At 45.8% G+C, this 21766-nt stretch carries 19 protein-coding genes, 1 pseudogene and 1 other annotated feature (1 of these 21 only partly in view); of the genes and pseudogenes, 13 read left to right on the forward strand and 7 right to left on the reverse strand.

What is annotated here, in order from left to right; translation table 11 throughout:
- Positions 1 to 122, forward strand: a binding site (T-box leader); it begins 137 nt to the left of the window's first position.
- A gap of 61 nt (positions 123 to 183) precedes the next feature.
- Positions 184 to 1908, forward strand: a complete 1725-nt coding sequence (gene argS, locus C400_RS0119800) for an arginine--tRNA ligase (RefSeq protein WP_017427959.1) — start codon at positions 184 to 186, stop codon at positions 1906 to 1908.
- A 276-nt stretch (positions 1909 to 2184) separates the two neighbouring features.
- Positions 2185 to 3153: an S-layer homology domain-containing protein gene (locus C400_RS0119805; protein WP_017427960.1), complete on the forward strand. Its 969-nt coding sequence runs from the start codon at positions 2185 to 2187 to the stop codon at positions 3151 to 3153.
- 112 nt (positions 3154 to 3265) lie between these two features.
- On the opposite strand, the gene C400_RS0119810 is transcribed toward C400_RS0119805, so the two are convergent.
- Both C400_RS0119810 and C400_RS0119815 read right to left on the reverse strand, forming a co-directional pair.
- On the reverse strand, positions 3266 to 5356 hold the full coding sequence (locus C400_RS0119810; RefSeq protein WP_017427961.1) for an ABC transporter ATP-binding protein: 2091 nt from the start codon (positions 5354 to 5356) through the stop codon (positions 3266 to 3268).
- Positions 5356 to 7113 carry an ABC transporter ATP-binding protein gene (locus C400_RS0119815; protein WP_017427962.1) on the reverse strand — a complete coding sequence of 586 codons (1758 nt, stop codon included), beginning with the start codon at positions 7111 to 7113 and terminating at the stop codon, positions 5356 to 5358. Before C400_RS0119815 ends, C400_RS0119810 begins: the two co-directional genes overlap by 1 nt.
- Positions 7114 to 7163: 50 nt before the next feature.
- Here C400_RS0119815 and C400_RS26975 point away from each other — a divergent pair, with 50 nt between their 5' ends.
- Positions 7164 to 7364 carry a hypothetical protein gene (locus C400_RS26975; protein WP_231124967.1) on the forward strand — a complete coding sequence of 67 codons (201 nt, stop codon included), beginning with the start codon at positions 7164 to 7166 and terminating at the stop codon, positions 7362 to 7364.
- Positions 7365 to 7698: 334 nt separating this feature from the next.
- Positions 7699 to 8001, forward strand: a complete 303-nt coding sequence (locus tag C400_RS0119820; RefSeq protein ID WP_016821022.1) for a HesB/YadR/YfhF family protein — start codon at positions 7699 to 7701, stop codon at positions 7999 to 8001.
- A gap of 133 nt (positions 8002 to 8134) precedes the next feature.
- Here C400_RS0119820 and C400_RS0119825 read toward each other — a convergent pair whose 3' ends face one another.
- The 3 genes from C400_RS0119825 to C400_RS0119835 all read right to left on the reverse strand — a co-directional run bounded on the left by C400_RS0119825 (position 8135) and on the right by C400_RS0119835 (position 10224).
- Positions 8135 to 8647 carry a hypothetical protein gene (locus C400_RS0119825; protein ID WP_013370774.1) on the reverse strand — a complete coding sequence of 171 codons (513 nt, stop codon included), beginning with the start codon at positions 8645 to 8647 and terminating at the stop codon, positions 8135 to 8137.
- A gap of 139 nt (positions 8648 to 8786) precedes the next feature.
- A complete protein-coding gene (locus tag C400_RS0119830; protein ID WP_013370775.1) occupies positions 8787 to 9230 on the reverse strand; it encodes a DUF441 domain-containing protein in 444 nt (147 codons plus the stop codon).
- A gap of 22 nt (positions 9231 to 9252) precedes the next feature.
- The gene (locus C400_RS0119835) at positions 9253 to 10224 is read right to left on the reverse strand and encodes a YpdA family putative bacillithiol disulfide reductase (protein WP_016821023.1); all 972 of its coding nucleotides are present in this window, start codon (positions 10222 to 10224) and stop codon (positions 9253 to 9255) included.
- Between the two features lie 260 nt (positions 10225 to 10484).
- Here C400_RS0119835 and C400_RS0119840 point away from each other — a divergent pair, with 260 nt between their 5' ends.
- The 3 genes and pseudogenes from C400_RS0119840 to C400_RS0119850 all read left to right on the forward strand — a co-directional run bounded on the left by C400_RS0119840 (position 10485) and on the right by C400_RS0119850 (position 13072).
- The gene (locus C400_RS0119840) at positions 10485 to 11081 is read left to right on the forward strand and encodes a DUF2087 domain-containing protein (protein ID WP_013370777.1); all 597 of its coding nucleotides are present in this window, start codon (positions 10485 to 10487) and stop codon (positions 11079 to 11081) included.
- A 473-nt stretch (positions 11082 to 11554) separates the two neighbouring features.
- A complete protein-coding gene (gene rsgA, locus C400_RS0119845; RefSeq protein WP_017427963.1) occupies positions 11555 to 12652 on the forward strand; it encodes a ribosome small subunit-dependent GTPase A in 1098 nt (365 codons plus the stop codon).
- Positions 12653 to 12734: 82 nt separating this feature from the next.
- Positions 12735 to 13072 (forward strand): annotated as a pseudogene (locus C400_RS0119850) (L,D-transpeptidase).
- 31 nt (positions 13073 to 13103) lie between these two features.
- Here the strand turns inward: C400_RS0119850 and C400_RS0119855 are convergent.
- The gene (locus C400_RS0119855; RefSeq protein WP_226888622.1) at positions 13104 to 14126 is read right to left on the reverse strand and encodes a flagellar motor protein MotB; all 1023 of its coding nucleotides are present in this window, start codon (positions 14124 to 14126) and stop codon (positions 13104 to 13106) included.
- 215 nt (positions 14127 to 14341) lie between these two features.
- Between C400_RS0119855 and C400_RS28090 the strand changes: the two genes are divergently transcribed.
- Positions 14342 to 14491 carry a hypothetical protein gene (locus tag C400_RS28090; RefSeq protein WP_016821028.1) on the forward strand — a complete coding sequence of 50 codons (150 nt, stop codon included), beginning with the start codon at positions 14342 to 14344 and terminating at the stop codon, positions 14489 to 14491.
- A 129-nt stretch (positions 14492 to 14620) separates the two neighbouring features.
- Here C400_RS28090 and C400_RS26980 read toward each other — a convergent pair whose 3' ends face one another.
- Positions 14621 to 14860 carry a hypothetical protein gene (locus C400_RS26980; RefSeq protein ID WP_013370782.1) on the reverse strand — a complete coding sequence of 80 codons (240 nt, stop codon included), beginning with the start codon at positions 14858 to 14860 and terminating at the stop codon, positions 14621 to 14623.
- Positions 14861 to 15249: 389 nt separating this feature from the next.
- Between C400_RS26980 and C400_RS0119870 the strand changes: the two genes are divergently transcribed.
- The 5 genes from C400_RS0119870 (at position 15250) to C400_RS0119890 (ending at position 21566) form a co-directional block, all read left to right on the forward strand.
- Positions 15250 to 15570 carry a hypothetical protein gene (locus tag C400_RS0119870; protein ID WP_013370783.1) on the forward strand — a complete coding sequence of 107 codons (321 nt, stop codon included), beginning with the start codon at positions 15250 to 15252 and terminating at the stop codon, positions 15568 to 15570.
- A 67-nt stretch (positions 15571 to 15637) separates the two neighbouring features.
- Positions 15638 to 19633: a type VII secretion protein EssC gene (essC, locus tag C400_RS0119875; protein ID WP_017427965.1), complete on the forward strand. Its 3996-nt coding sequence runs from the start codon at positions 15638 to 15640 to the stop codon at positions 19631 to 19633.
- Between the two features lie 16 nt (positions 19634 to 19649).
- Positions 19650 to 20492 carry a hypothetical protein gene (locus tag C400_RS0119880; protein ID WP_017427966.1) on the forward strand — a complete coding sequence of 281 codons (843 nt, stop codon included), beginning with the start codon at positions 19650 to 19652 and terminating at the stop codon, positions 20490 to 20492.
- Between the two features lie 5 nt (positions 20493 to 20497).
- Positions 20498 to 21034, forward strand: a complete 537-nt coding sequence (locus C400_RS0119885; RefSeq protein ID WP_013370786.1) for a WXG100 family type VII secretion target — start codon at positions 20498 to 20500, stop codon at positions 21032 to 21034.
- A gap of 256 nt (positions 21035 to 21290) precedes the next feature.
- A complete protein-coding gene (locus C400_RS0119890; protein ID WP_007430133.1) occupies positions 21291 to 21566 on the forward strand; it encodes a WXG100 family type VII secretion target in 276 nt (91 codons plus the stop codon).
- The last annotated feature ends 200 nt before the right edge of the window (positions 21567 to 21766 follow it).

Raw genomic sequence — 21766 nt, forward strand, 5'->3', positions numbered from 1 at the left:
AACCCGGCTGACACCGTTATTTGTCAATGGAGTGAAATCGCGATTTGTGTAAGCTAGCTTTATCTACACAACCGATTTACAAAGAGTGGTACCGCGGGGATATCGAAGTTCTCGTCTCTTGATTATATCAAGAGGCGAGGGCTTTTTTTTTGTTAGATCCTATAAAAAGAAGGAGAGAGGAACATGTTGTTGATGATTGCTACCCAAGCTATTTTAGCTCATACGGGCTTGGAGGAGAAAGAAGTTTTATCTTTATTCGAGGTGCCTCCGCAGCCTGAATGGGGAGATGTGGCGTTTCCCTGTTTTGTGCTGGCTAAGAAATTTCGAAAGTCTCCACAGCATATTGCAATGGAATTGGCAGAGCTAGTAAGCCATGAAGCGGGTCTAACCGCTACAGCATCGGGTGCCTATGTAAATATTACATTGGATCGATCTGTTCATATTCCACCGATGCTAGCTGAATTGAGCAAGACTGAGTTTCTCAAGCCCAATATTGGGCATGGACAGCGAGTAGTAATTGATATGTCCTCGCCCAATATTGCGAAACCATTTGGTATCGGTCATCTTCGCTCTACTGTTATCGGTGCCGCCTTGTATCGCATACTTGGTGAAACCGGATATGTACCGATTAGTGTGAATCATCTAGGGGATTGGGGAACACAATTTGGCAAGCAAATTGCGGCCTATAAAAGATGGGGTAATGAAGAGCAGCTACAACAGGATCCGATCGGGGAATCATTGAAGCTATATGTCCGTTTTCATCAGGAGGCTGAGCATGACCCGTCTTTGGAGGATGAAGGTCGCGAATGGTTCCGACGTTTGGAGCACGGGGATACTGAGGCTCAACAACTATGGGAGTTTTTTGTTGAAGTCAGTCTGGGTGAATTTGATCGTATGTACCAACGCCTTAACATTTCGTTTGACCATGTGTTGGGGGAAAGCTTTTACAATGATAAAATGCAGGCAGTTGTTGCCCAATTAAGAGCAAAAGGATTGCTGGAGGAAAGTGATGGAGCACTTGTGGTTCGTCTGGAAGACGAGCAGCTGCCGCCGTGTCTTATTTTGAAGAAGGATGGGACTACCATTTATCCCACCCGTGATCTGGCAACAGCGATTTATCGTCATGAAGTGATGAAGGCTGATCGGCTGCTGTATGTCGTTGGCGGGGAACAGAAGTTACATTTCCAACAGGTATTTGCGGTGCTCAAGCATGCAGGGGAGGCATGGGCAGAGCAATGTGGGCATGTACCGTTTGGTTTAATGCGGTTTGCAGGCAAAAAAATGTCCACAAGACGCGGCAAGGTGGTGAAACTGGAGGAAGTGCTGGATGAAGCTGTAGCGCGTGCTCAAGCCATTATTACGGAGAAGAATCCCAATTTGCTGGAACAAGAGGCAATAGCAGAAGATGTCGGCATCGGAGCGATTATTTTTGGCGATTTAAAAAATAACCGTCTGAATGAAGTGGATTTTTCGTTGGAGGAGGCATTGACCTTCGAAGGTGAGACTGGCCCTTATGTGCAGTATACCCATGCGCGTATACGCAGCCTTCTGGAGAAAGCTCGCGCTCGCGCTGAGGTTGATTCTAATTCCAGTGACAACGTCCTTGGTCAAGAAGGGCATTCTCCTGAATGGAATATCGTTTCGGATGAAATGCTGGGTGACGCAGGCTGGACCTTGCTTAAGCAGTTGGATCGCTATCACGGGCAGCTGATACGTGCTGCTCAGCAACTGGAACCTTCGGTTATTGCTAGATTTGCATTGGATACAGCACAGGCGTTCAACCGTTTTTATGCTAAGGAAAGGATTGTCGATGGTGGACAGTGGCGCATTCAGTTGGCGGAACAGACTGCAGATATGCTGGCAAGTACACTGCGACTTCTTGGACTGAAAGCTCCTAACCGGATGTAAGCTACCACAAGTGGGTATTTTTGTTAGGTTCACTGCTGCTTTTGCTAGCTAAAATTACTGCGAATTAGCTCTTTTCTCTAAAAGGCGCTGTAAAAGGAAAACTATCATAGACACTTTTGGGTTTGCATGGAGATGGTGAGCAGAAAAGAGCAAGACGGGTTACACTAATCGCAGGGTATTCCAATGTTTTGCAACCAATTTGTGCATATTTGAAACATTTGATGGTTTTATTGCGTCCGTAAGTATAGAAGCAAAGTAAACATGGAGGTGTATCTCATGATCAAAAATAAAAGCGTGGCAGCTGCGCTGCTTGTCGTCTGTTCATTGGCTGTGGCTACGTCGGCTTCTGCTTTTCGTGATATAAAGGGAGCTGAGCAGGAGAAGATCGTAAGTTCACTTCAGAACAAAGGAATTATTCAAGGGATAACCAAGGATAAGTTTGCACCGGATCAAACGCTCACGTATGCACAAGGAGTACACTTGGTTGTTCGGGCGATGGATCTTCAGGTTATGCCTGATTTTACAACGGGCTCCTTTGCAAACATTCCGGCTTCCGCATGGTATGCCGATTCCTATCGGATTGCAGTCCAGCACCAAATCCCTCTGTCACCGGATATTAATCCAAGTACCCGCATGACTAGGGAGCAATTCGCGAATATTCTGTATAAAGCAGTGAGTGCAACGGGTGAATATCCAACGGTCCGTATGCTTATTAACATAGCAGATGGCAAAAAATTAGACCAAGAGTCGAACGAAGCAGTTCAATTTCTTTTGTTGACCAAAATTGCAACATTGGATGAAAAGAGTAACTTTAACCCGGATCGTAAAGTAACGCGGATGGAGGCAGCAGAAATGGTCTATCATGCATCCGAGTTTGTACAAAATCATAAACCGATGCAAGCCACTCCGGAAAATCCAGCTGAGCCTGTAGATTCAGATCAACAAACCAATATTAGCATGAGCATAGAGAAGGCGAATGACCAGCAGAACAAAGTAACCATCACTCGTCTTCAGGCACCTAATCCAGGTTACGGTATTGAAGTGGATCACATCGACTACGTAGATGATACGAATGCGGTCATTTACTACAAGCTGACGAGTCCAAAACCAGGGGAAATGAACATTCAAGTCATTACAGATACCCACACCAGTACATTGATAGATAGTAAGTATAAGGTTACGCTCAAAGCAGTCGATGGAACAATGCTTCCTCCCACAGGTACAGGCACGTCTGTAGCTAAATAAAACGACAAGATATGTCATATATAAAATAAAGCCAGCGAGTCCCCAATATGAATGGAGACCGCTGGCTTTTTCATGCTAAATATTAATTGTTAGCCCCAGGCTCTAGTATTATTTAAGCTTTAAATGCGACTTTACCTGTAAGCAAGTCATTTTGCGCAGAAGGTGTAGCTGAGGAAGACGCAGATTCTGCTGCAACCGTTCCTGACTGAAGTTGATACATTTGGAAGTAACGGCCGCCTTGGGCCATAAGCTCGTCATGGCTACCCCGTTCAACAATTTCACCCCGATGCAGCACCAAAATTTGGTCTGCACTACGAATGGTGGACAAACGGTGGGCAATGATAAAGGTCGTACGTCCCTTTTTGAGCACTTCAAGAGCAGATTGGATGAGCGCTTCCGTTTCGGTATCAATATTGGCGGTAGCTTCATCCAGAATTAAAATGGCCGGATCAAAGGCTAACGCGCGAGCGAAAGAAATAAGCTGACGTTGCCCGGCGGATAAGGTGCTGCCTTTTTCAATAACAGGCTCATCAAATCCTTGGGGCAAATGGGCTAGCAGTTTGTCGGCGCCAACGTCATGCAGCGCTTTATTCACCTGCTCTCTCGTAATTCTACTATCTCCGAGACTGACATTAGAGGCTACCGTACCTGTGAACAAATATGGGTCTTGAAGCACAATACCCATATGATGGCGAAGCCATTGCTTAGGAATACTTTTGACAGGCGTTCCGTCAATGGTGATCGTTCCTTTTTGCGGATCATAGAACCGGAATAGCAGGTTGATAATTGAGCTCTTACCTGATCCGGTATGCCCGACAAGAGCAACCGTTTGGCCGGGCTGTGCTGTAAAGGAAATATGCTTAAGCACATCATCCTTTTTGTAGGCAAAGGAAACATCATTAAATTCTACCTGGCCTTTGTAACGCGGCATCGTACCATCTGTCACCGGCTCTCCAGTTTCGTCCATCAATTCAAATACGCGTCCTGAGGATACGATGGAAGTATCCAGTACGGCGAGCTGGTTGACCATCCCCGTTATAGGTTGGAACAATCGACCCAGCACATCGACGAAGGCATACAATACCCCTAGTGATATCGCACTACCTGTAGTGCCAAGCGCCGCAGATCCAAAATACCACAACACGACAGCGAAAGCGAGGTTTCTCAACACGTTGACCAAATTGTGCGAAGTAAAAGCGTTCAAATTCAGCATTTTATTCTGATGCTTCATATAGTCATCATTTAACTCTTCAAACTCTTGCTGTGTTTGTTTCTGATGCCTGAATACACGAATAATGGACATCCCCTGAATGGATTCATTAATAATCGCATTAATCTCGCTGAGCCTGGATCGGATGATCGTGTTATAGCGGGTTGCAACCTTGCGGTACAATACAATCCATAAGATCAGCAACGGTACAATAAATAGAGAGATAAGACCCAGTCTGAAATCCAGTAGAAAGAGTGCCACATATACCCCTGCCATCGTTACAATCCCTGAAGTGAAGTTTGAGAGTACAGCCACAAACAAATCTTTGACTGCCTCCGTGTCATTCGTAACACGGGATACGACCTTGCCTGCGGGTAAGTTATCAAAAAAGTAAACTGGCAAGCGCTGAATGTGTGCATAGAGATCAAGCCGAAGCTTCTGAATGACTTTGTTCGCCGAGGATTGCAGCCAGTATGTTTTGCCGAACTCGGCAAAAATCGAAACGACTAAAAAGAAGCAATACCACCCAATCAGCTGAAAAATGCCGGGCATTTCCGGTTTGTAAAAGCTATACAGCTCATCAGCCGTTAGAGCCTTAGCTTTATAATGAAAGGTGTCGGAGCCGCGTGTCACGGTCAGCGTACCGTTCGTAAAGGATCGGTTACCATCCGCTACCTGGACGGAACCATCGACAAATACAAAAGATCTGCCGACTTGTAAAATCCTCGCTTCGCGCCCTTTGGTCTCCCCGGCCTCAAAGCGATCTTCACGTTTAAAATGGGTTCCAGCATAACTTATAGTGCCGTCCACACTAGTCGTTTCATAAAATGGTTTTTCAATAGCGAGCATGTGGTCGTCAATCATCGTTTTGGCGATGAAGGGACCGGCCAGCTCAGCGGCTACTCCAATAGCCAGGGCGATGAGAGCGGCAATAAAACCCGCTTTGCTCGTCAGTGCATACTGGAACAGCCTTTTGCCGATATTGGGTTTCATTAGGATACCTCCCCTGAGGTCAGATCAGATTCCACTTGTTGCCGTTCATATTGTTGTCGGTACCATCCGTCAGCTTGAAGCAGCTCATTGTGGGTTCCTTCCTCAATAATACGTCCTTGCTCCAGTACGACGATCCGATCTGCATGCTCTACAGCCGATAGACGGTGGGTGGAGATCAAGGTTGTTTTACCCGAGCGTTTATGACGGATATTGTCAATAATACGTGCTTCCGTGCGGGCATCTACTGCTGATAGTGCATCGTCGAGTACTAGAATATCCGGATCACCAATAAAGGCGCGCGCAAGCGAAACACGCTGCTTCTGACCGCCGGACAGGGCGATGCCTTTTTCTCCAACCAATGTATCCAGTCCATCGGACAGAGTTCCCAGATCCTGATCAAAGGCGGCCGTACGAATTGCTTCCATGATGTAAACATCATCGGCACCAGGCTTTCCGAACTGAATGTTCTCGCGCACCGATTTGGAGAACAAAATTTGTTCTTGCGGCACGTAGCCAATCCAGCTGTGTAATTGTTCCGCTGCAATGTCCTCCAGCCGAGTGCCGGAGATTAAAATATCACCACTGCCAGTCGGATATTCATGCAATAGCTGTTTGAGCAAAGTGGATTTTCCACTGCCTGTTCGACCGACGACACCTAGTGTTTCCCCACGTTTGAGCTCCAGATTCACATGTGACAGATTGTCAACCGTGGAGGTAGGATAACGAAAAGTAACGTCTTTCATAGTGATGGATTCGGGATGATCCACTGGAACAGGTTGGGCTACATCCTGAACGTCTGGCTGGACATCGAGAGTTTCATTGACCCGGTCCAGGGAAGCGCTACCGCGCTGCATAATGTTAATCAGTTCGCCAATGGCAAACATCGGCCAAATCATCATTCCTAGATACATGTTAAAAGATACCAGTTCGCCTAGCGTGATATCGTTATGAAATACCAGATAAATACCATACCCGAGTCCGATAACGTAACTAAGTCCTACACATAAACGGATTGTTGGTTCAAAGAGAGCATCCATTCGGGCCACTGCCAAGTTTTTACGAAACACATCCTCAGTAATATCGGCAAAACGTTTTTCGTCCATTCGTTCTTGCACATAAGCCCGAATGACACGGATACCAGCCACCGACTCCAGCACCTGGTCGTTCATATCGCCAAATGCATCTTGTGCCAGTGTGTAACGCTCATGTACGGCTTTACCGTAAATACTCATGGCCAGCGCAATAAAAGGAAGGGGCAGAATGGCCGCCAGTGTTAGCTTCCAGCTAATCAGGGTTCCCATGGCAACCAATACAACGGTAAGGTAGACAGTGGAGTCCGTTAATGTCAACATACCGAAGCCTGCTGTACTTGCGACAGATCGAAGATCGTTCGTGGCACGAGCCATCAGATCGCCTGTACGATTGCGTTCAAAAAATGGAGGGGTCATCCGCAGCAGATGATTCATAAAACGTGTGCGCAATAGGCGCTCCACCAGATTAGCACCACCAAACAGCTTGTGCATCCATATGTACGTAATGTAGTAGATGACGGCAAGAATGCCTATGATGTACAAAATATAACGCCAAAGCGAGGACCAGGAAATCGAACCGCGTACAATCTCATCAATGGCGCTGCCTAGCAGCCGAGGTGGAGCAAGCTCCAAAACGCCAACCGCAATCAGCAAAAACAATCCAATGGCGTATCGGCTTCGTTCTCTTTTAAAAAACCAGCCTAAATTTTTGAGTACTGAGAACAAGAGGAATCCCATCCTTTCATGTCAAGTTCATTCGAGAGTTGTGTACCATTTTGAAGAAACAACAGCGGCTTGTTGCCACAAGTACGATTCGGCAACAGGCGCAAAAAAGGCATACCGTCCGCAGACGATATGCCTTAAATCTCAATATCATATGGCGCGCAGGTATTTTCAGCACACTCACCACTGAAAAACTGCTCAAACGCAGGCAGCCACTCGTATTAAACCATACAACAGAAATGGCCCAATTCTAAAGGATGCGACAGGGGAGATGCTCCGGTATGAAGTTGTTTTGTTTGTAGATGTGGGTGAAATACAATCATAAATTTTAGCACCGGAAACACTCCTTTCTTCCTCAAAATGGGGTTATTCTTACATGAGTTATCGTTCAAATTGGTAATAAATTTCAAAATGGATCTCGTATGGTTGAATCTTAACACCCTTTTTTACGAATTGTCAAACCTTTTTCAAAAAAATGTATATGACTTGTCCAGGAAGCCGCATGGGGAGAGACGGTTGGTCGTTATTCCAAAAGATGCTATGATATAGTTAACAGGACGTCATTGTACAAGGAGATGAGCATAACGCATGAGCATACAGGTAACTGAACCTGCGGCACAGTGGTACATTAAGGAGCTCGGTTTGAATCGTGGAGATTCCATCCGTTTTTTTGTTCGCTATAGTTCCGGCGGTGGGTTGCATCCAGGCTTTTCTCTGGGAATTGCCGTAGAGCCTCCGCAGCACCCTGCATTACAGCATGAAGCGGCTGGCATTACGTTTTATATGGAGGACCAGGATTACTGGTATCTGAAGGGCCACCATCTGGAAGTTAAGTATTTGGAGGAACATGACGACATTATTTACACCTATGAAAAGGATGAACAAGCTTAATGCCTCCACGTTAAAAATAGTATGCTAGTAATGGTTTATGGACATGAAAAGCGGCGGAGTATCGTGTGGCAGGGGATGAACCTGCACATGATACTCCGCCGCTTTATTGTGGTTAGGGCAGGATGCCGTATTGTTAAGGGTTGTTAAACATCGGACCATCGACTGCAAAATCAAAATCATCAATATCGTACACATGTACAGGTACGGAAGCTTCGATAATGCGGTGAATCCAGTCCAGTTGATCAGTCAGGATGGGTAATGCTTCACGCTGAGCTGTCAACACCAGTTCGGTTTCAATCGGATCAAAATACTCTCCGTAATGCGCCGTATCAACAGCATTAATGACAATGAGTGATGTATTGGCATCGAATAGGATTGGCAAGCTTTTCGCCCAAGGCATCTGAAGGGCACGCCGAATTTTTTTCTGATTCAACGGTTCTTCAAAATAACTGATCAGCTCACTTACTTTTCGCTTCACATGTTGATCGTCCATAGGGTTATCCATGAGAGGCTCTGTACTGTCCTGGAATTCGTACAGCTCTAGCAGTGATGTGTAAGGCACTATATATTCCACAGGGGCGGGAGATGTAAGCAACTGGCCATATATAGCCACCATTACAGCTTCCGTTACAAATTGTCGAGACATCGGTCAAGCCTCCTGCATTTACCAAATTATGCGATTTGAGTATAACACAAAGCGGGACTGAATTCAGCCAGATATGCAGATTGCCATCATTCATTTGTATATTTGTTGAACGGCTCTTTTCAATCCTGTGTCTAGAAATTTAGGAGCGACCGATTAATAAGGAGAGCAGCCCGGCAGCAATCAGAGGTCCAACAGGAACCCCTTTAAAGAAGGCAACGCCAATGACGGTCCCGATCAGTAGACCTGTCACAATAATAGGCTGTCCGGACATCAAAGTTACTCCGCGGCCGCCAAGGTAGGCTACCAGAATTCCGATACCAATCGCGAGCAGGGACTTCCAGTGCAGGAAGGACTCTGTCACCTGATTGATGCTGATTTTACCGCTGGCTAGCGGGGTCATGACCCCAATCGTCAAAATAATAATTCCGATCGTCAAGCCATACTTTTCAAGCCAGGGGAAAGCAGTATGAAAGCTGGTTACCCGCAGCAGTAGTAGTACTACCATAGCAATCGTCACGGTTGAGTTGCCACTGATAATTCCAAGGCCAGCCAGTACCAGTAGGATAAGTGAGCTGTAATCCATTCAGTTGTTCTCCTTTGATCGTTTAACTTTGGATATGTTCGGCGATTTGACGCCCGTGCCAGCGACCTGTTTCGATAAACACTTCATTGGCATTGCTGCCTGAAGCGATAACTCCGGCGACATATATACCTGGGATGTTAGTTTCCATCGTGGCAGGATTAAATTCGGGTTTGTCCAGATCTTCAGCCATGTGGACTCCGACAGACTCCAGTAGTTTTCGTTCTGGGTGAAATCCAGTCAGTGCCAGTACAAAATCATTTTCGAGCTGGAATGCTTCTGTGTTCATCGGAGTGACGATAACATGGTCTGGATGAATTTCAGTAATGCGTGCGCCTAAGTGCAGTGTGATCTTCCCTTTTTGTACCATACTGTCGAACAATGGACGAACCCACGGTTTGATATATGGAGACAACTCATTACGACGATAAACCATATCAATCGTAGCCCCGACCCGCACCAATTCCATTGCAGCATCTACCGCAGAGTTACTACCGCCGATGACTGCGACCCGGGTTCCTGTATAGGGGTGGGCTTCGCTGAAATAGTGAGTGACTTTATCCAATTGTTCCCCGGGAATGCCCAGATAGTTCGGATGATCAAAATATCCCGTAGCCACGACGACATAGCGTGAAGAATAGCTCTTGGTTATTTCCCGTTTGCTTAGAGTATGTACGGTAAATGTACCGTCTTCCTGCCGCTGAATGGATTGAGCCTCCTCATAATGCTGAATGTCCAGGTTATAATGTGAGGCTACTTTGCGATAGTACGCAAGTGCTTCATGACGAAAAGGCTTGTCATTGGGAGTGCTGAACGGAACATCACCGATTTCCAATAGTTCAGCGGTGCTAAAAAACTGCATATTTGTTGGATACAGAAAAATGGAGTGAACGATGTTGCTTTTTTCAATAATGATCGTACGCAAACCTCTGCGGCTGCATTCGATTGCAGCGGATAGTCCGCAAGGTCCGCCACCGATAATGATTACGTCGTGCATTTGGATGAACCTCCAGTTGTATTAGTTTATTTCGTCAAACGGATCTCAGAATTGATGCAAATAGCTCAGTGTGTGAGAAGTTTTCAAATAATAATCCTACCGTAATGTGTGCACAATATCCAGCCGTTTTCAGAAAGAGATGATGGAAGAGAGAATTGACAGAAACATTTGACAAACATATAATTAGATAATTATCTATTTAGGTTAAGCGAATTTGCTTGCATAGGAAATCTGTAGTAGTGAAAAGAGGTGCAGTTACGGTGCAACTAGATAAAATGGTCAATTATCATAAAGCACTTGCGGACCCAACGCGTATGCGAATATTACTCCTTTTATCCCGTGGTGAGATGCATGGTCAAGCTTTGGCGAAAAAGCTAAATCTGTCACAGCCTACGGTTACGCATCATGCTTCCAAACTCCGAGAGGTCGGGTTGATTAAGGAACGCCGTGATAAAAACACAGTGTATTTTACACTGAACCCAGAGCTGATTCGGCAGCATGCCGAGGCGACAGTGCGTTTTATTTTTGAAAAAGGAGAGGAAGAGGAAGATATGTCCGAATTGAATGAAACGCTGGAAGCAACGGTTTTACGCAATTTTTTTGCCAAGGACGGCAAGTTGCGTCAAATTCCTGCCCAGTATAAGAAAAAATTGATCGTACTACAGATGCTCGCCGAAAAACTGGAGCCAGGGCGCATCTATCCTGAACGTGAACTAAACGAGTGGATCAAGCAATACCATGAGGATTTTGCGACGATTCGGCGTGAACTGATCATGCATCAGTTTATGTACAGGGAGCGAGAAATGTACGAATTGAACCCGCGTGAAATGTGGACACGATGGGATCAGGTACGTTAAACAAAACTTGAAATAGTTTTAAATGTTTAGAATCAGCCTTGACAGACAATTGATGGACTTGTATGATAAAGGAAATTTTAGGAGGAGGCGATGTTATATGCGTACGAACATGAGTGAATGGGTTCAGCAGCAGAATGACTTGTCTCCCGCACGGACGATGCACGGCTAAAGACTGTTAGATCTATAGTCTTAGCTCAGCAGTTGGTTGGACAGTAGAACCAACGAAATCCGCAGGGAGTGATTCCCTGCGGATTTTTTTATGGTCAAGTGTTTTGTTATCCGGTTGTTGGTTTCGAAAGTAGTCCGTGTAAGACTGCTTGCATAAGTGAACGAACGGATCACATCGCTTGAGCTGTATACATTCCGCAGGGGTTTCCCTGCGGATTTTTTGCGTTGTTTGCTTGCGGAGAGAAAAATGTACACCTATTGAGTAACACCAAAAAAAAATTAAACATGATCTCAGGAGGAAAATAATGAGTATACATGAATACGGTTGGTCTGATTACTGGAACGGTTTGTGGGACCAATGGAAGCAAAACTATGAGGAACGAGCAGGAAACACGCAGATACGCCCTGCCCGCTTGATTGCCGATTATGGACAAAAGGTGAAGCTTATTACGATGGATGGGGAACGCTGGGGAGCCGCTTCAGGTAAGCTAAGACATGCTATTGTTGACCCGGCGGAAATGCCGGCTGTAGGGGATTGGGTGGCCATCACCACGTCGGACGAAGTATCGGATGCAGTAATCCATGCTCTCTTGCCACGCAAAAGCCAAATATCTAGACAGGCTGCAGGCTTTGAGACGAAGGAGCAACTGATCGCGACCAATGTAGATACGCTTTTCCTTGTTAATGCGCTGAATCATGATTTTAATATGCGCAGATTAGAACGGTACTTAATCATGGCCTGGAATAGCGGAGTAAACCCGGTTGTCGTGTTGAGTAAGAGTGACCTTTGTGAAGATGTCGAACAGCGGGTTGCAGAAGCGGAAGGAGTTGCTCCTGGAGTACCCGTTATCGTAATTTCTGCTTTGCAGAACGAAGGCAGAGAGCAGCTGGAGGCGTTCCTTGAGCCTGGGTGTACGGTTGCTTTGACTGGCTCTTCCGGTAGTGGCAAATCCACAATAGTGAACTGGCTATCCGGGGCTGAAGTTCAACTGACACAGGATGTGAGGGAGGAAGACAGCCGAGGCAGGCATACAACCACACACCGACAGCTTTTTCCCATTGCAAAGCAAGCCGTTCTGCTCGATACACCCGGTATGCGCGAGCTTAATCTATGGGATGATTCCACGGGTGTAGCTCATACCTTTGCTGATATTATGGAAACAGCTCAGCAATGCCGTTTTGCCGATTGCAAGCATAAGGGAGAAGCTGGATGTGCGGTGGAGGAAGCTATCCAAAGAGGGGAATTATCTGAATCCAGAGTGAACAATTATCGCAAGATGCAGCGGGAACTGGAATATCAGGCACGCAAGGAAGCAGACCGACGTAGAAAAGATAGCCGTTCAAGTACAACTCCGGGCCGCAGGGATCAGCGAGGTGGTTGGCGACGTGATGTGGAGTGGTAAGGCGAGCTGTCATGAAACATCATTTGTAGAAATTTAAGAAAATCTATGTGGTAGTCGGCATATGGTGTAGAGGGGTGAACATATGCCGAACTACAGCATTGTGGTGGATTTATCGGATCGTCGTCTATATTTAAAAGATGGAAGTCAGATCGTTCTTAGTTATCCAGTCGGTATTGGGAAGGTGGCTACACAGACACCGCATGGGCAATTTACGATTATTAACAAACAGCCCAATCCGGGCGGTCCTTTCGGAGCGTTCTGGATGGGGCTGTCCAAGCCGCATTATGGCATTCACGGCACCAATGAGCATGGTCCATTGGCAAGTTGGTGTCACATGGCTGCATTCGAATGCATAATAAGGATGTACTGGAGCTTCAAGAGAAGGTAAGTATAGGGACGCCGGTCACGATACAGCCATAACAGCTAGATGATATAGGATTCCTTTGGCTGCCTAGTACGATTTGGGTTGAATTTGGACACGGGCTTCAATCCGTTTGGAGCCCTTTTTGTCGTCTGCGGATTTAACTAATGATCCCGCAAGACGCTCTCCTTTTGTACCATAAGCCTGTTTGGCGTTGATCCACATATCTTCGTTCGGCTCGAAACTTATGACCAGGGTGTAGCGGTTGGCAAGGCTCGGCTTATTGACCCTCATGCTGAAGGAACCATCAGGCATGACCTTGGTTTGATCATCGTAGCCAAACTGCCATCGTCCCGGAAAATCAATTGTGAGCTTGACGTCCGAACCCTCGAGCAAATTGCTGCGCGCATATACGTGATAATAATTTCCTTTTTGCCTCACATCGGGCTTAATCCACACTTGAGGATTACCGTAGTCCTTTGGTTTGTTCCAGACAGGCTTAATTAGAGGGACATGGCGGTCTTGTTCAGGATCAAACTCAGCACCTATCCGAATTTCTTGCAAAAGTTGTTCGTTTTCTTCGTATTGATATACATAAGGGCCTTCTAATTTGTTGCCACCACTACCATACAGATTTCGTATTTCTTTGTCTTGGTCATCTGGACGGAACAGAACAGTCAGATCCATACTGCCCTGTATACCAGGTCGGTGCACTTGGAGTACAAAACTTCCGTCCTTTTGAATAGTTGTCTCGTCCGTATATCCGGTTAACAGAGAGTTTTTGACTGCAAGATTCCCTTTGATCCGTGCTCCAGCCGGCAGATTGGAATGCCCTGTAACCTTCACTGTATTTTTATCTATACTTACGTCACCTGATATTTCGACATAGCTGCTGCCTTGCTGATGGACAGGTGCATCGTTGGCAGCTCGTTCATCAAGGGATGATGCAGCTTGGTTCGGATTACCTGTCACGGTATAGGCACGTGCTTCAGCTTCGTGTTGGGCCATACTTCGAGTTGAGGCTTTCTCCCTGCTGCATGCAGCCAGCATAGTTAGGATGAAGAACATACATAAAAGGTTCCGGCTTATTTTGGTCATTATGTGCTTACTCATGGTTTTTGCTCGCTCCTTGTCCGTAGCTTCCAGGCTAAACTGATAAAACTTTCGAAACTTTATGTATTTACCCTATTTAAAGGGTATGTAATCCCGCCTGCTTTATCCTAGTCAAAGCGTACGTGTTTAAAGAACAGGTGGAATGGTTAAAAATGGATAGCCGGATCATCCCCTTGAAAAGCAGGGGCAGCTTGCTGTAAAGGAGCCTGAGTCATATGTCCATTGACCGTTTTATCTTAAAAAAGCTGGACAACTGCCGGGAAGAACATACACGCGCTAATTTACTAGAACTGTTTAGAATACGAATTGAGAAGGCGCAGAAAAAGGAACGAGGCGGTAAAAAAGGTTATCGCAGAATACTATAAATAGAGTCTGATCAAATGCATAGGCTGCGGTAAGTCACATGTAGCATGTTTCATAACCGCTGATTTGGAGAGGGTGCTGAAATGCCCCTCTCTTTTTTGTGTCTAATGCAAACAAAAAAAAAGTCCCTCTTAATAGAGGGACAATGCCAATGAATCATTTTCACTAACGCTATGCAGGATGGCTTCACAACCGACAATCTCTATACTGATCAAAGAGTTAAGACATTTTTGAAGGGCACGCTTGCCACTGGAGATTTTGTTCTCCAAAGTATTACTTAGAAGTTTTAAGGTTTTTTGTACCGGTTGCTTATTTTCTTGATTGAAGTATACGGGAATACGTTTGTTTTGAAATGTAATTAATGTTCTCACAAAAATCACCTCACCTGAGTTATTTCATGGCTTTATTGTAGTGCCCGTTTCTTAAAATTACCTTAAAAACACCTTATAAAAACATAAAGGTCTGAAAAATTTACAAAGTGTTCACAACAATTTGGGTAACAATCGAATTTAGTTCTACCTAATCGACAAAATGACGTAAGCACGCAAATGAAATTTGTAAATCCCTATTTTTGATTCATATGACTCTACTATTAATTTTAAGCATGACTATAGTCACCGTTTTATTTTGAGTGTGGGTATTTTGTAACAAATTGACAGTCTAATAGGCGGATGCTACAGTTACGATAGCCATATTTCCGTAGAAATAGGCTTTTTGCGTGAGTATTGCTGTATAAATTAAGGATCGGGAGGGATGACAGATGATCCTGACCGTGCTTTCAGGACGACAGGAAACAGAGTGGTTTGATATTGAGGTGGCAGATGAATACTCGGTAGAACATTTAAAATTGATGCTGGGTGTGCGTATTTTTGGTGAGCCTCCGGCTGAAGGCATGCAATATATTATGGAAGCAAAGTTCCCGGAAGGGCTTTGGTTCAGAGTGGAGGATAACCAGCTACTCACAGGAGCAGGCTTACGGGAAGGCTGCACCGTGCGCATTCAGCGAGCTTTTTCGACAACTCAGGACGAGGCGCCTGTATATGGAAGGCGTTCTTTGTTTCAAACTGAAAAAAATGGGTAAATACACACATGAAATAATATGAAACCTTGGTAAAATGAAATAGTAAGCGAAAAGGGGGACTTTTGTCTTGAATGTATTATACCAGCGATCCCCGAGATTAAGACCGGCCCTCCGAGAGGAGAAGCTAGAGATTTTACGGCCTCCGGCTGAGCCGAGCAAGCCGTCTTTTTCTATTATATCTATACTTATTCCGTTAATGATGACGTTGGTGACTATAGGCTTTTATGTATATATGAGCAGAACAGGCAAGATGGGCAACAGTAACTATTTGATGTTCCAGATGGTCACGGTGGTCATGATGCTTACATCTTATACGATTCCTTTTTTCGTCTATTTAAATAATAAGAAGGAATATAAGCGCAAGTTGGAGGAACGGGACCGCATGTACCGGGAGCAGCTCCAAAAGCATCGTGAAGAACTCAAAATGAAACGCGAAGAACAAGTTCGCACGCTATATGAAATTCACGGTGATCCGCAAATATGCACTCAAATCGTAAAAAACCGCAACAGTTCTCTTTGGGAACGATCACCGGAGGATGAAGATTTCTTGCAGGTACGTATCGGGACTGGACAAGTTCCCTTTCATATTAAACTGCAAATCCCACGACCTGACGGTTATGACCGAGATCCTTTGTTGGGAGCTGCAGATGAACTGGAAGAAGAATTTCGTTTGGTGGACGCTGCTTCCATTACATTGCCACTGTTTCAATCCAAAGTGATCGGATTGGTCGGCGAGCGGGAGCATACTCTGGCTGCGTTAAGAGTCATCTTGGCACAAGTAACGGTTCGTCATTCGCCAGATGAAGTGAAAATCGCCTCCTTCTATGATGAGCGAGAGGAAAGTGAATGGACTTGGATGCGCTGGCTCCCACATGTATGGGATGATGACCGAATCCAGAGAATGATGTCAGACCGCAGTAGTAGCGCCCATCAATTAGCTGACTTTCTGTTTGCTAGATTGAACCGTCGAAAAAATAATCGCAATGAACGTCAGGGCAAAGGGATGGAAGCCCCGTGTTATGTGATTGTTTTATCTGACACCCAACTGATTGAGGAAGAACCTTTGTTACCGTTGCTGCTGGAGGACGGCCGAGCCATAGATGCGTGTACAATTGTGCTGGCTTCTCGTAAAGAAGCTTTGCCAATGCAGTGTCAGCTGATCGTGGAAGCTTCCAAGGAACAGGGTGTATACGCCCTTAAATCAGAATCGGCGGAGGTTGAACAGCAAAGTTTTAAACCGGATCGTTTGTCCAAAGAGGAAGCCGATGCACTGGCGCGGTACATGGCGCCTATTCGCTTGAAGCGTTCTTCGGCTTCTGATATTCCCGCTGTTCTGCCTCTTTTTGATATGATGAGTGTAGCAAGTGTGGAAGAACTGGATGTGGCAGACCGGTGGCGACGTAACCGCCATCCTGATACATTACCTGTGCCGATGGGCGTGCGGGCAGGCGGCAAAAAGATTATGATTAACTTGCATGATAAAATAGAGCGTCAAGGGCATGGGCCCCATGGCTTGATCGCTGGTACGACAGGTTCAGGGAAAAGTGAGGTTATCCAGTCTATCGTAGCCTCGCTCGCTGCTGAGTTTCACCCACATGATCTTGCTTTTATGCTGATCGATTACAAGGGTGGAGGCATGTCCAACACGTTCGTTAACTTGCCGCATGTTGTGGGTACAATCACGAACCTGGACAATAATTTGATTGAACGTGCTAAAATATCTCTTAAAGCAGAACTGGTTCGTCGACAAAAGATATTGAACGATGCAGGCAATTTACAGCATATTGATGAATATTACAGACTACTCCGGCAGCGGCAGGAACAACCGCTGCCTCATCTGGTTATTATTATTGATGAATTTGCACAGTTAAAGCGGGATCAGCCAGAGTTTATGGACGAGCTAATCAGCATTGCCGCGATTGGGCGGACATTAGGTGTCCATCTGATTTTGGCGACTCAAAAGCCGGCAGGTGTTGTCGATGATAAGATTTGGAGTAACTCCAGGTTCCGCATCTGCTTGCGGGTGCAAAGCGAAGGTGATAGCCGTGATATGTTGAAAATACCGAATGCCGCGTGGATAACGAAGCCGGGACGAGGATATTTTCAAGTGGGTAGCGACGAAGTGTTTGAAGAAATGCAATTTGCTTGGAGCGGTGCGCCGTATATAGGCAACAGAGACATTTCTTCTGCCTTACCTGTTCATGAAGTGAGACTGAACGGCAAACGTGAAGCGCTATTGACGGGCGGAGAACGGGCAAGCTCAGGCTTAAAAGGAGAAGAAGCTCCTAAACAGCTTCAAGTATTTATTGATTATATTGCAAAAGAAGCAGCTAAGGCAGGAATCGAACGTCTTCAGGGACCGTGGCTTCCGCCGCTGCCAGAAATGTTGGATTTAACTAATCTACCGCAATGTACCGAAATAGATAGTACATCATCATCGTTGGAGCTGAAGTCTCTTATTGGGCTGGTCGATGATTTGCCGAATCAACGGCAGGAGCCGATGTATGCGTCGCTGGATCATGGTCATTGGGCTGTGTATGGCATGCCGGGCATGGGAAAAACGACCTTTTTGCATACGTTGCTGATGTCCACGGCACAGCGTTACGCTGTGATTCATTGGAACGGTTATATCATTGACATGGGTCGAACCATGCGCGACTTTGGAGAGCTTCCACAAATCGGTGCTGTTATGATGGCAGAGGAGGATGACCGGATTAAACGGTTGTTCCGCTATTTGTTCAAGATGGTGGCCCTACGCAAGGAAATGCTTTCTGAGGCTGGCGTCAAAACAATAAGTTCTTTTCGACGTTCTGCTGTTGAAGATGTGCCGCAAATTGTCGTAGTTATTGATGGATATCTTAATTTTCGTAATGCGTATCCGGATGAAAATGAACTGCTGGAATCACTCTTGCGTGAAGGAGGCAGTCTAGGCATCACCTTCATCATTACAGCGAATCGGATTACCGATGTGTTTGAGAAGTTCCGCAGTAACATACCTAATGCTGTTTCTTTCGAATTGGCTGATCCTAGTGACTACTATTATGCGGTAGGACGACCGGCCAAAACACCAGGACCTTTAATTCCGGGCCGGGCTCTGGTTAAAGGGCATGTTCCTCCGCTGGAGTTCCAGACGGCACTGCCTTCACCAGGAGAAGATGAAGCGGAACGATCAGCACAACTACGTCGCAATATCGCTGGTATTGCGCAGGGATGGAAGGGTAAGCACGCACCGGCCATTCTCCCATTGCCTGAGCGGATTCCGTTGCTGGAACTGCTTCAGCAGTGGGATCGGACGAGTGGACCATCAGGTGCGCTTCCTTACGAAGTACCTGTAGGCCTACAGAGTGACGATCTTGAGCCTTTTCTCCTAAATTTAAAAGAAGGGCCTAATTTTATCGTAGGTAGTCCAATGGAGGGTGGAAAAACCTCCTTCCTGATGAGTTGGATTATATCGCTCGCTTATTACACCTCGCCGGATCAAATGCAAGTCTATACGATCGATACACGCTATGGAGGTGGGGGACTATCCCGATTACGGCATCTTCCTCATGTCAAGGCTGCTGCCGAAAGCGAGGAAGAAATGGGACCTCTGGTACAACAGGTGCATGATATCGTTCAACAACGGAGCAAGGATGGAAATGATCCCGAACTGCTCCTGGTCATTGATGATGCGGATATGTTAAGCAAGCAACTGAACGATTTTATGATAAAGGATCAGCTTTCCGCCATTGTACGGTTGGGACGTGATCGCAATGTGCATGTCGTGCTAACGGGTGTGCCAGCTGATTTTCCTACCTTTGGTGTGGACTGGTTTAATGATGTCAAAGCAAGCCAAAGCGGTATGCTTTTTGGAACACTGGATTCGAATGATTTATCGTTCTTTCGTATCCCTTATTCAGAAGCGAATGCCGCTGCTGGTGGCCTAAAAGTCCTGCCTCCTGGGCAGGGATACTACGTACGACGCAAATTTACCAGGATAAAAGCGGCGATTCCCTTCTCAGAGCAAATGAGCTGTGAGGATTGGATAACGAAAATTCGTGACCGATGGCATGTTGTAGTTTGAAGGGAGGTGGCTCATAATGTTAACGTTTCAAGCTTCCAAGCAGAAGTTAATAACCCTCAAGGCAAAGGAACTGTTTTTTCTGGCAGGCGTATTGGGTTCTGACAGACTGCTTGGGGTGGAAGATCCGTTTAAGGGCTATCTAGCAGAGGAGTTGGCGGAAGAGTGGGAGCAGGTCAAAGCTGCTCTTCTGGAAAAAGGTTATCTGAAGCAGGCCGATAAGGGTAAAGAGCTGGCTATGCCTCCTACCGTTTTTTCAAGAGTTGCTATCGCGGGATTATCCAACAGGGCTTGCCGTATACGCTATGTAAGGGGAGGTAAGCAGTTTGAAGGCTATCTTCATTGCACGAATGAGCGTGTGGTGGAGCTTGTGAAATCTGTTGACGAACCCGATGAATATCGTCTGTACGATCTGGGTAATGTGGAAAAGGCTTGCGAAACATTGATTGATAAAATGGGCTGGGTTGATCGGCTTGTACCTGAATCTCCCGCGCTTATGTTTTCCAAGCAGACCTTTAATAAAATTTACGAGCAATCTGCAGGAGAAAGTTTGTCTCAAATCAGCAGTAAGCTAACTGAGGCTAGCGGAGATGAAGAGGGAGCAATGAGACTGGCTCAGTCTTTGAGTTCCCGTGTAGCCGAGGGAGAATTGCAATTGCTGGTCTGGAACGGCAGAGAGTGGGAGTCACAACGGGCAGCTTTTGTCCTTTGTCCTGCAATGAACTGGATATTTCGGATGAGCTCTGCGGGTAACGGAGACTGGTTGATTGCAGCTATGGCTTCGAGAGATCAGTTTGTGGACTTATTATTGAATTGGTTGAAACAGTCGGCAGTGACTGAAGAAGTGACAGAAGAAGGGTGATGGATATGCGCATTCGAGTTGAACCGGATGTGCTTCGGGGGCTTAGCGGGCAGCTACAGCATGCGGCGGAGCAAATTCAACAGTTAACAGCAGGTTTGGAGCAGGCGTTACAATCGCTGGATTGGGATGTATCTGCGCGTGAGGCGATCTTGAATCAGTGGATGCAAGCCAAGCGAATGTCAGAACAGATTCATGCTTATCTCCATACATCAGGTACACAACTGAACCGAAAGGCAGAGCAGTTTCAGTCTGTTGACCACAACTATCAAACGATTCTGCCATTTGCCAGCCAACCATTGGGACGACCCGTCACGATGCTCGATTGGTCGAATCAACAATCACCGTCTATTCTGCCTGGGCAAGCTTCGGAAGGAAGCAGTCTAATTTCAAACCCGCAGTCTGTCGTACATGCTATTGCAGGTGTACAGCCTTCGGATGTGGGCACCTTGCATCAGGATATTCTGAAGCAGGCGTCTTCTAGCAGTCCGCAGGATTGGTATTTTACTGATCCGTCTATAGCAAGAGATCAGCCTGTCGCTTAGTTCGGATCGTTCCGGGATATTTGGATCGGCCTGTAATCCATATGAATTTGTTATACCATTCCCGGTTTTATGGGACTAATATGGGACTTATTAGGTGGTTGTTTTATTAAGATTGTACTGTTAGATGCTGTTTTATAGTTAAAAAGTGGGATTATTGCAATTAGGTCCTTTGCCTTTTGTATGGGATTAAATAGCCATAGTACAATTTGAACCAGCTAAACAAAAACATTTTTTATCATCAAGGAGGACGCAAAAAATGGCAGGACGCATTTTAATTACCCCAGAACAGGTTGATCAGGTAGCTAACCAATTTAAACAAAGTGGTGAGCAAAGCCAGCAGATCGTTTCCAGTTTGACTCAGTCCATCTCCGGTATGGAAGGTCAATGGGAAGGTATGACTAAACAACGCTTTTTCCAAGAGTTCCAAGAAGCAAGCAAACAAATGCAAGCTTTCGTAACGACTTTGAATAGCATTAGCCAAGAATTGACAGCTATCGCTAACAAATTCCGTACGGTTGACCAAGCGAAATAAGTTGTCGTGCCTGATCGGCATTAACTTATCATATATCACTCTATAATGAAGCAATATGTGAACCTATTCCTCACGGTTTGGCACAGATTGTATAGGAAAAACCGGGCGATCTTCGGATACCCGGTTTTCTTGCCATCCATAGACGTATATAATAAGGTGAGGAAAACTAGCATACTGAATGATATAAGGAGAGGGATGTT

Origin of the sequence: Paenibacillus sp. ICGEB2008, from assembly GCF_000307675.1 — a bacterium.
Taxonomy (GTDB): Bacteria; Bacillota; Bacilli; order Paenibacillales; family Paenibacillaceae; genus Paenibacillus; species Paenibacillus polymyxa.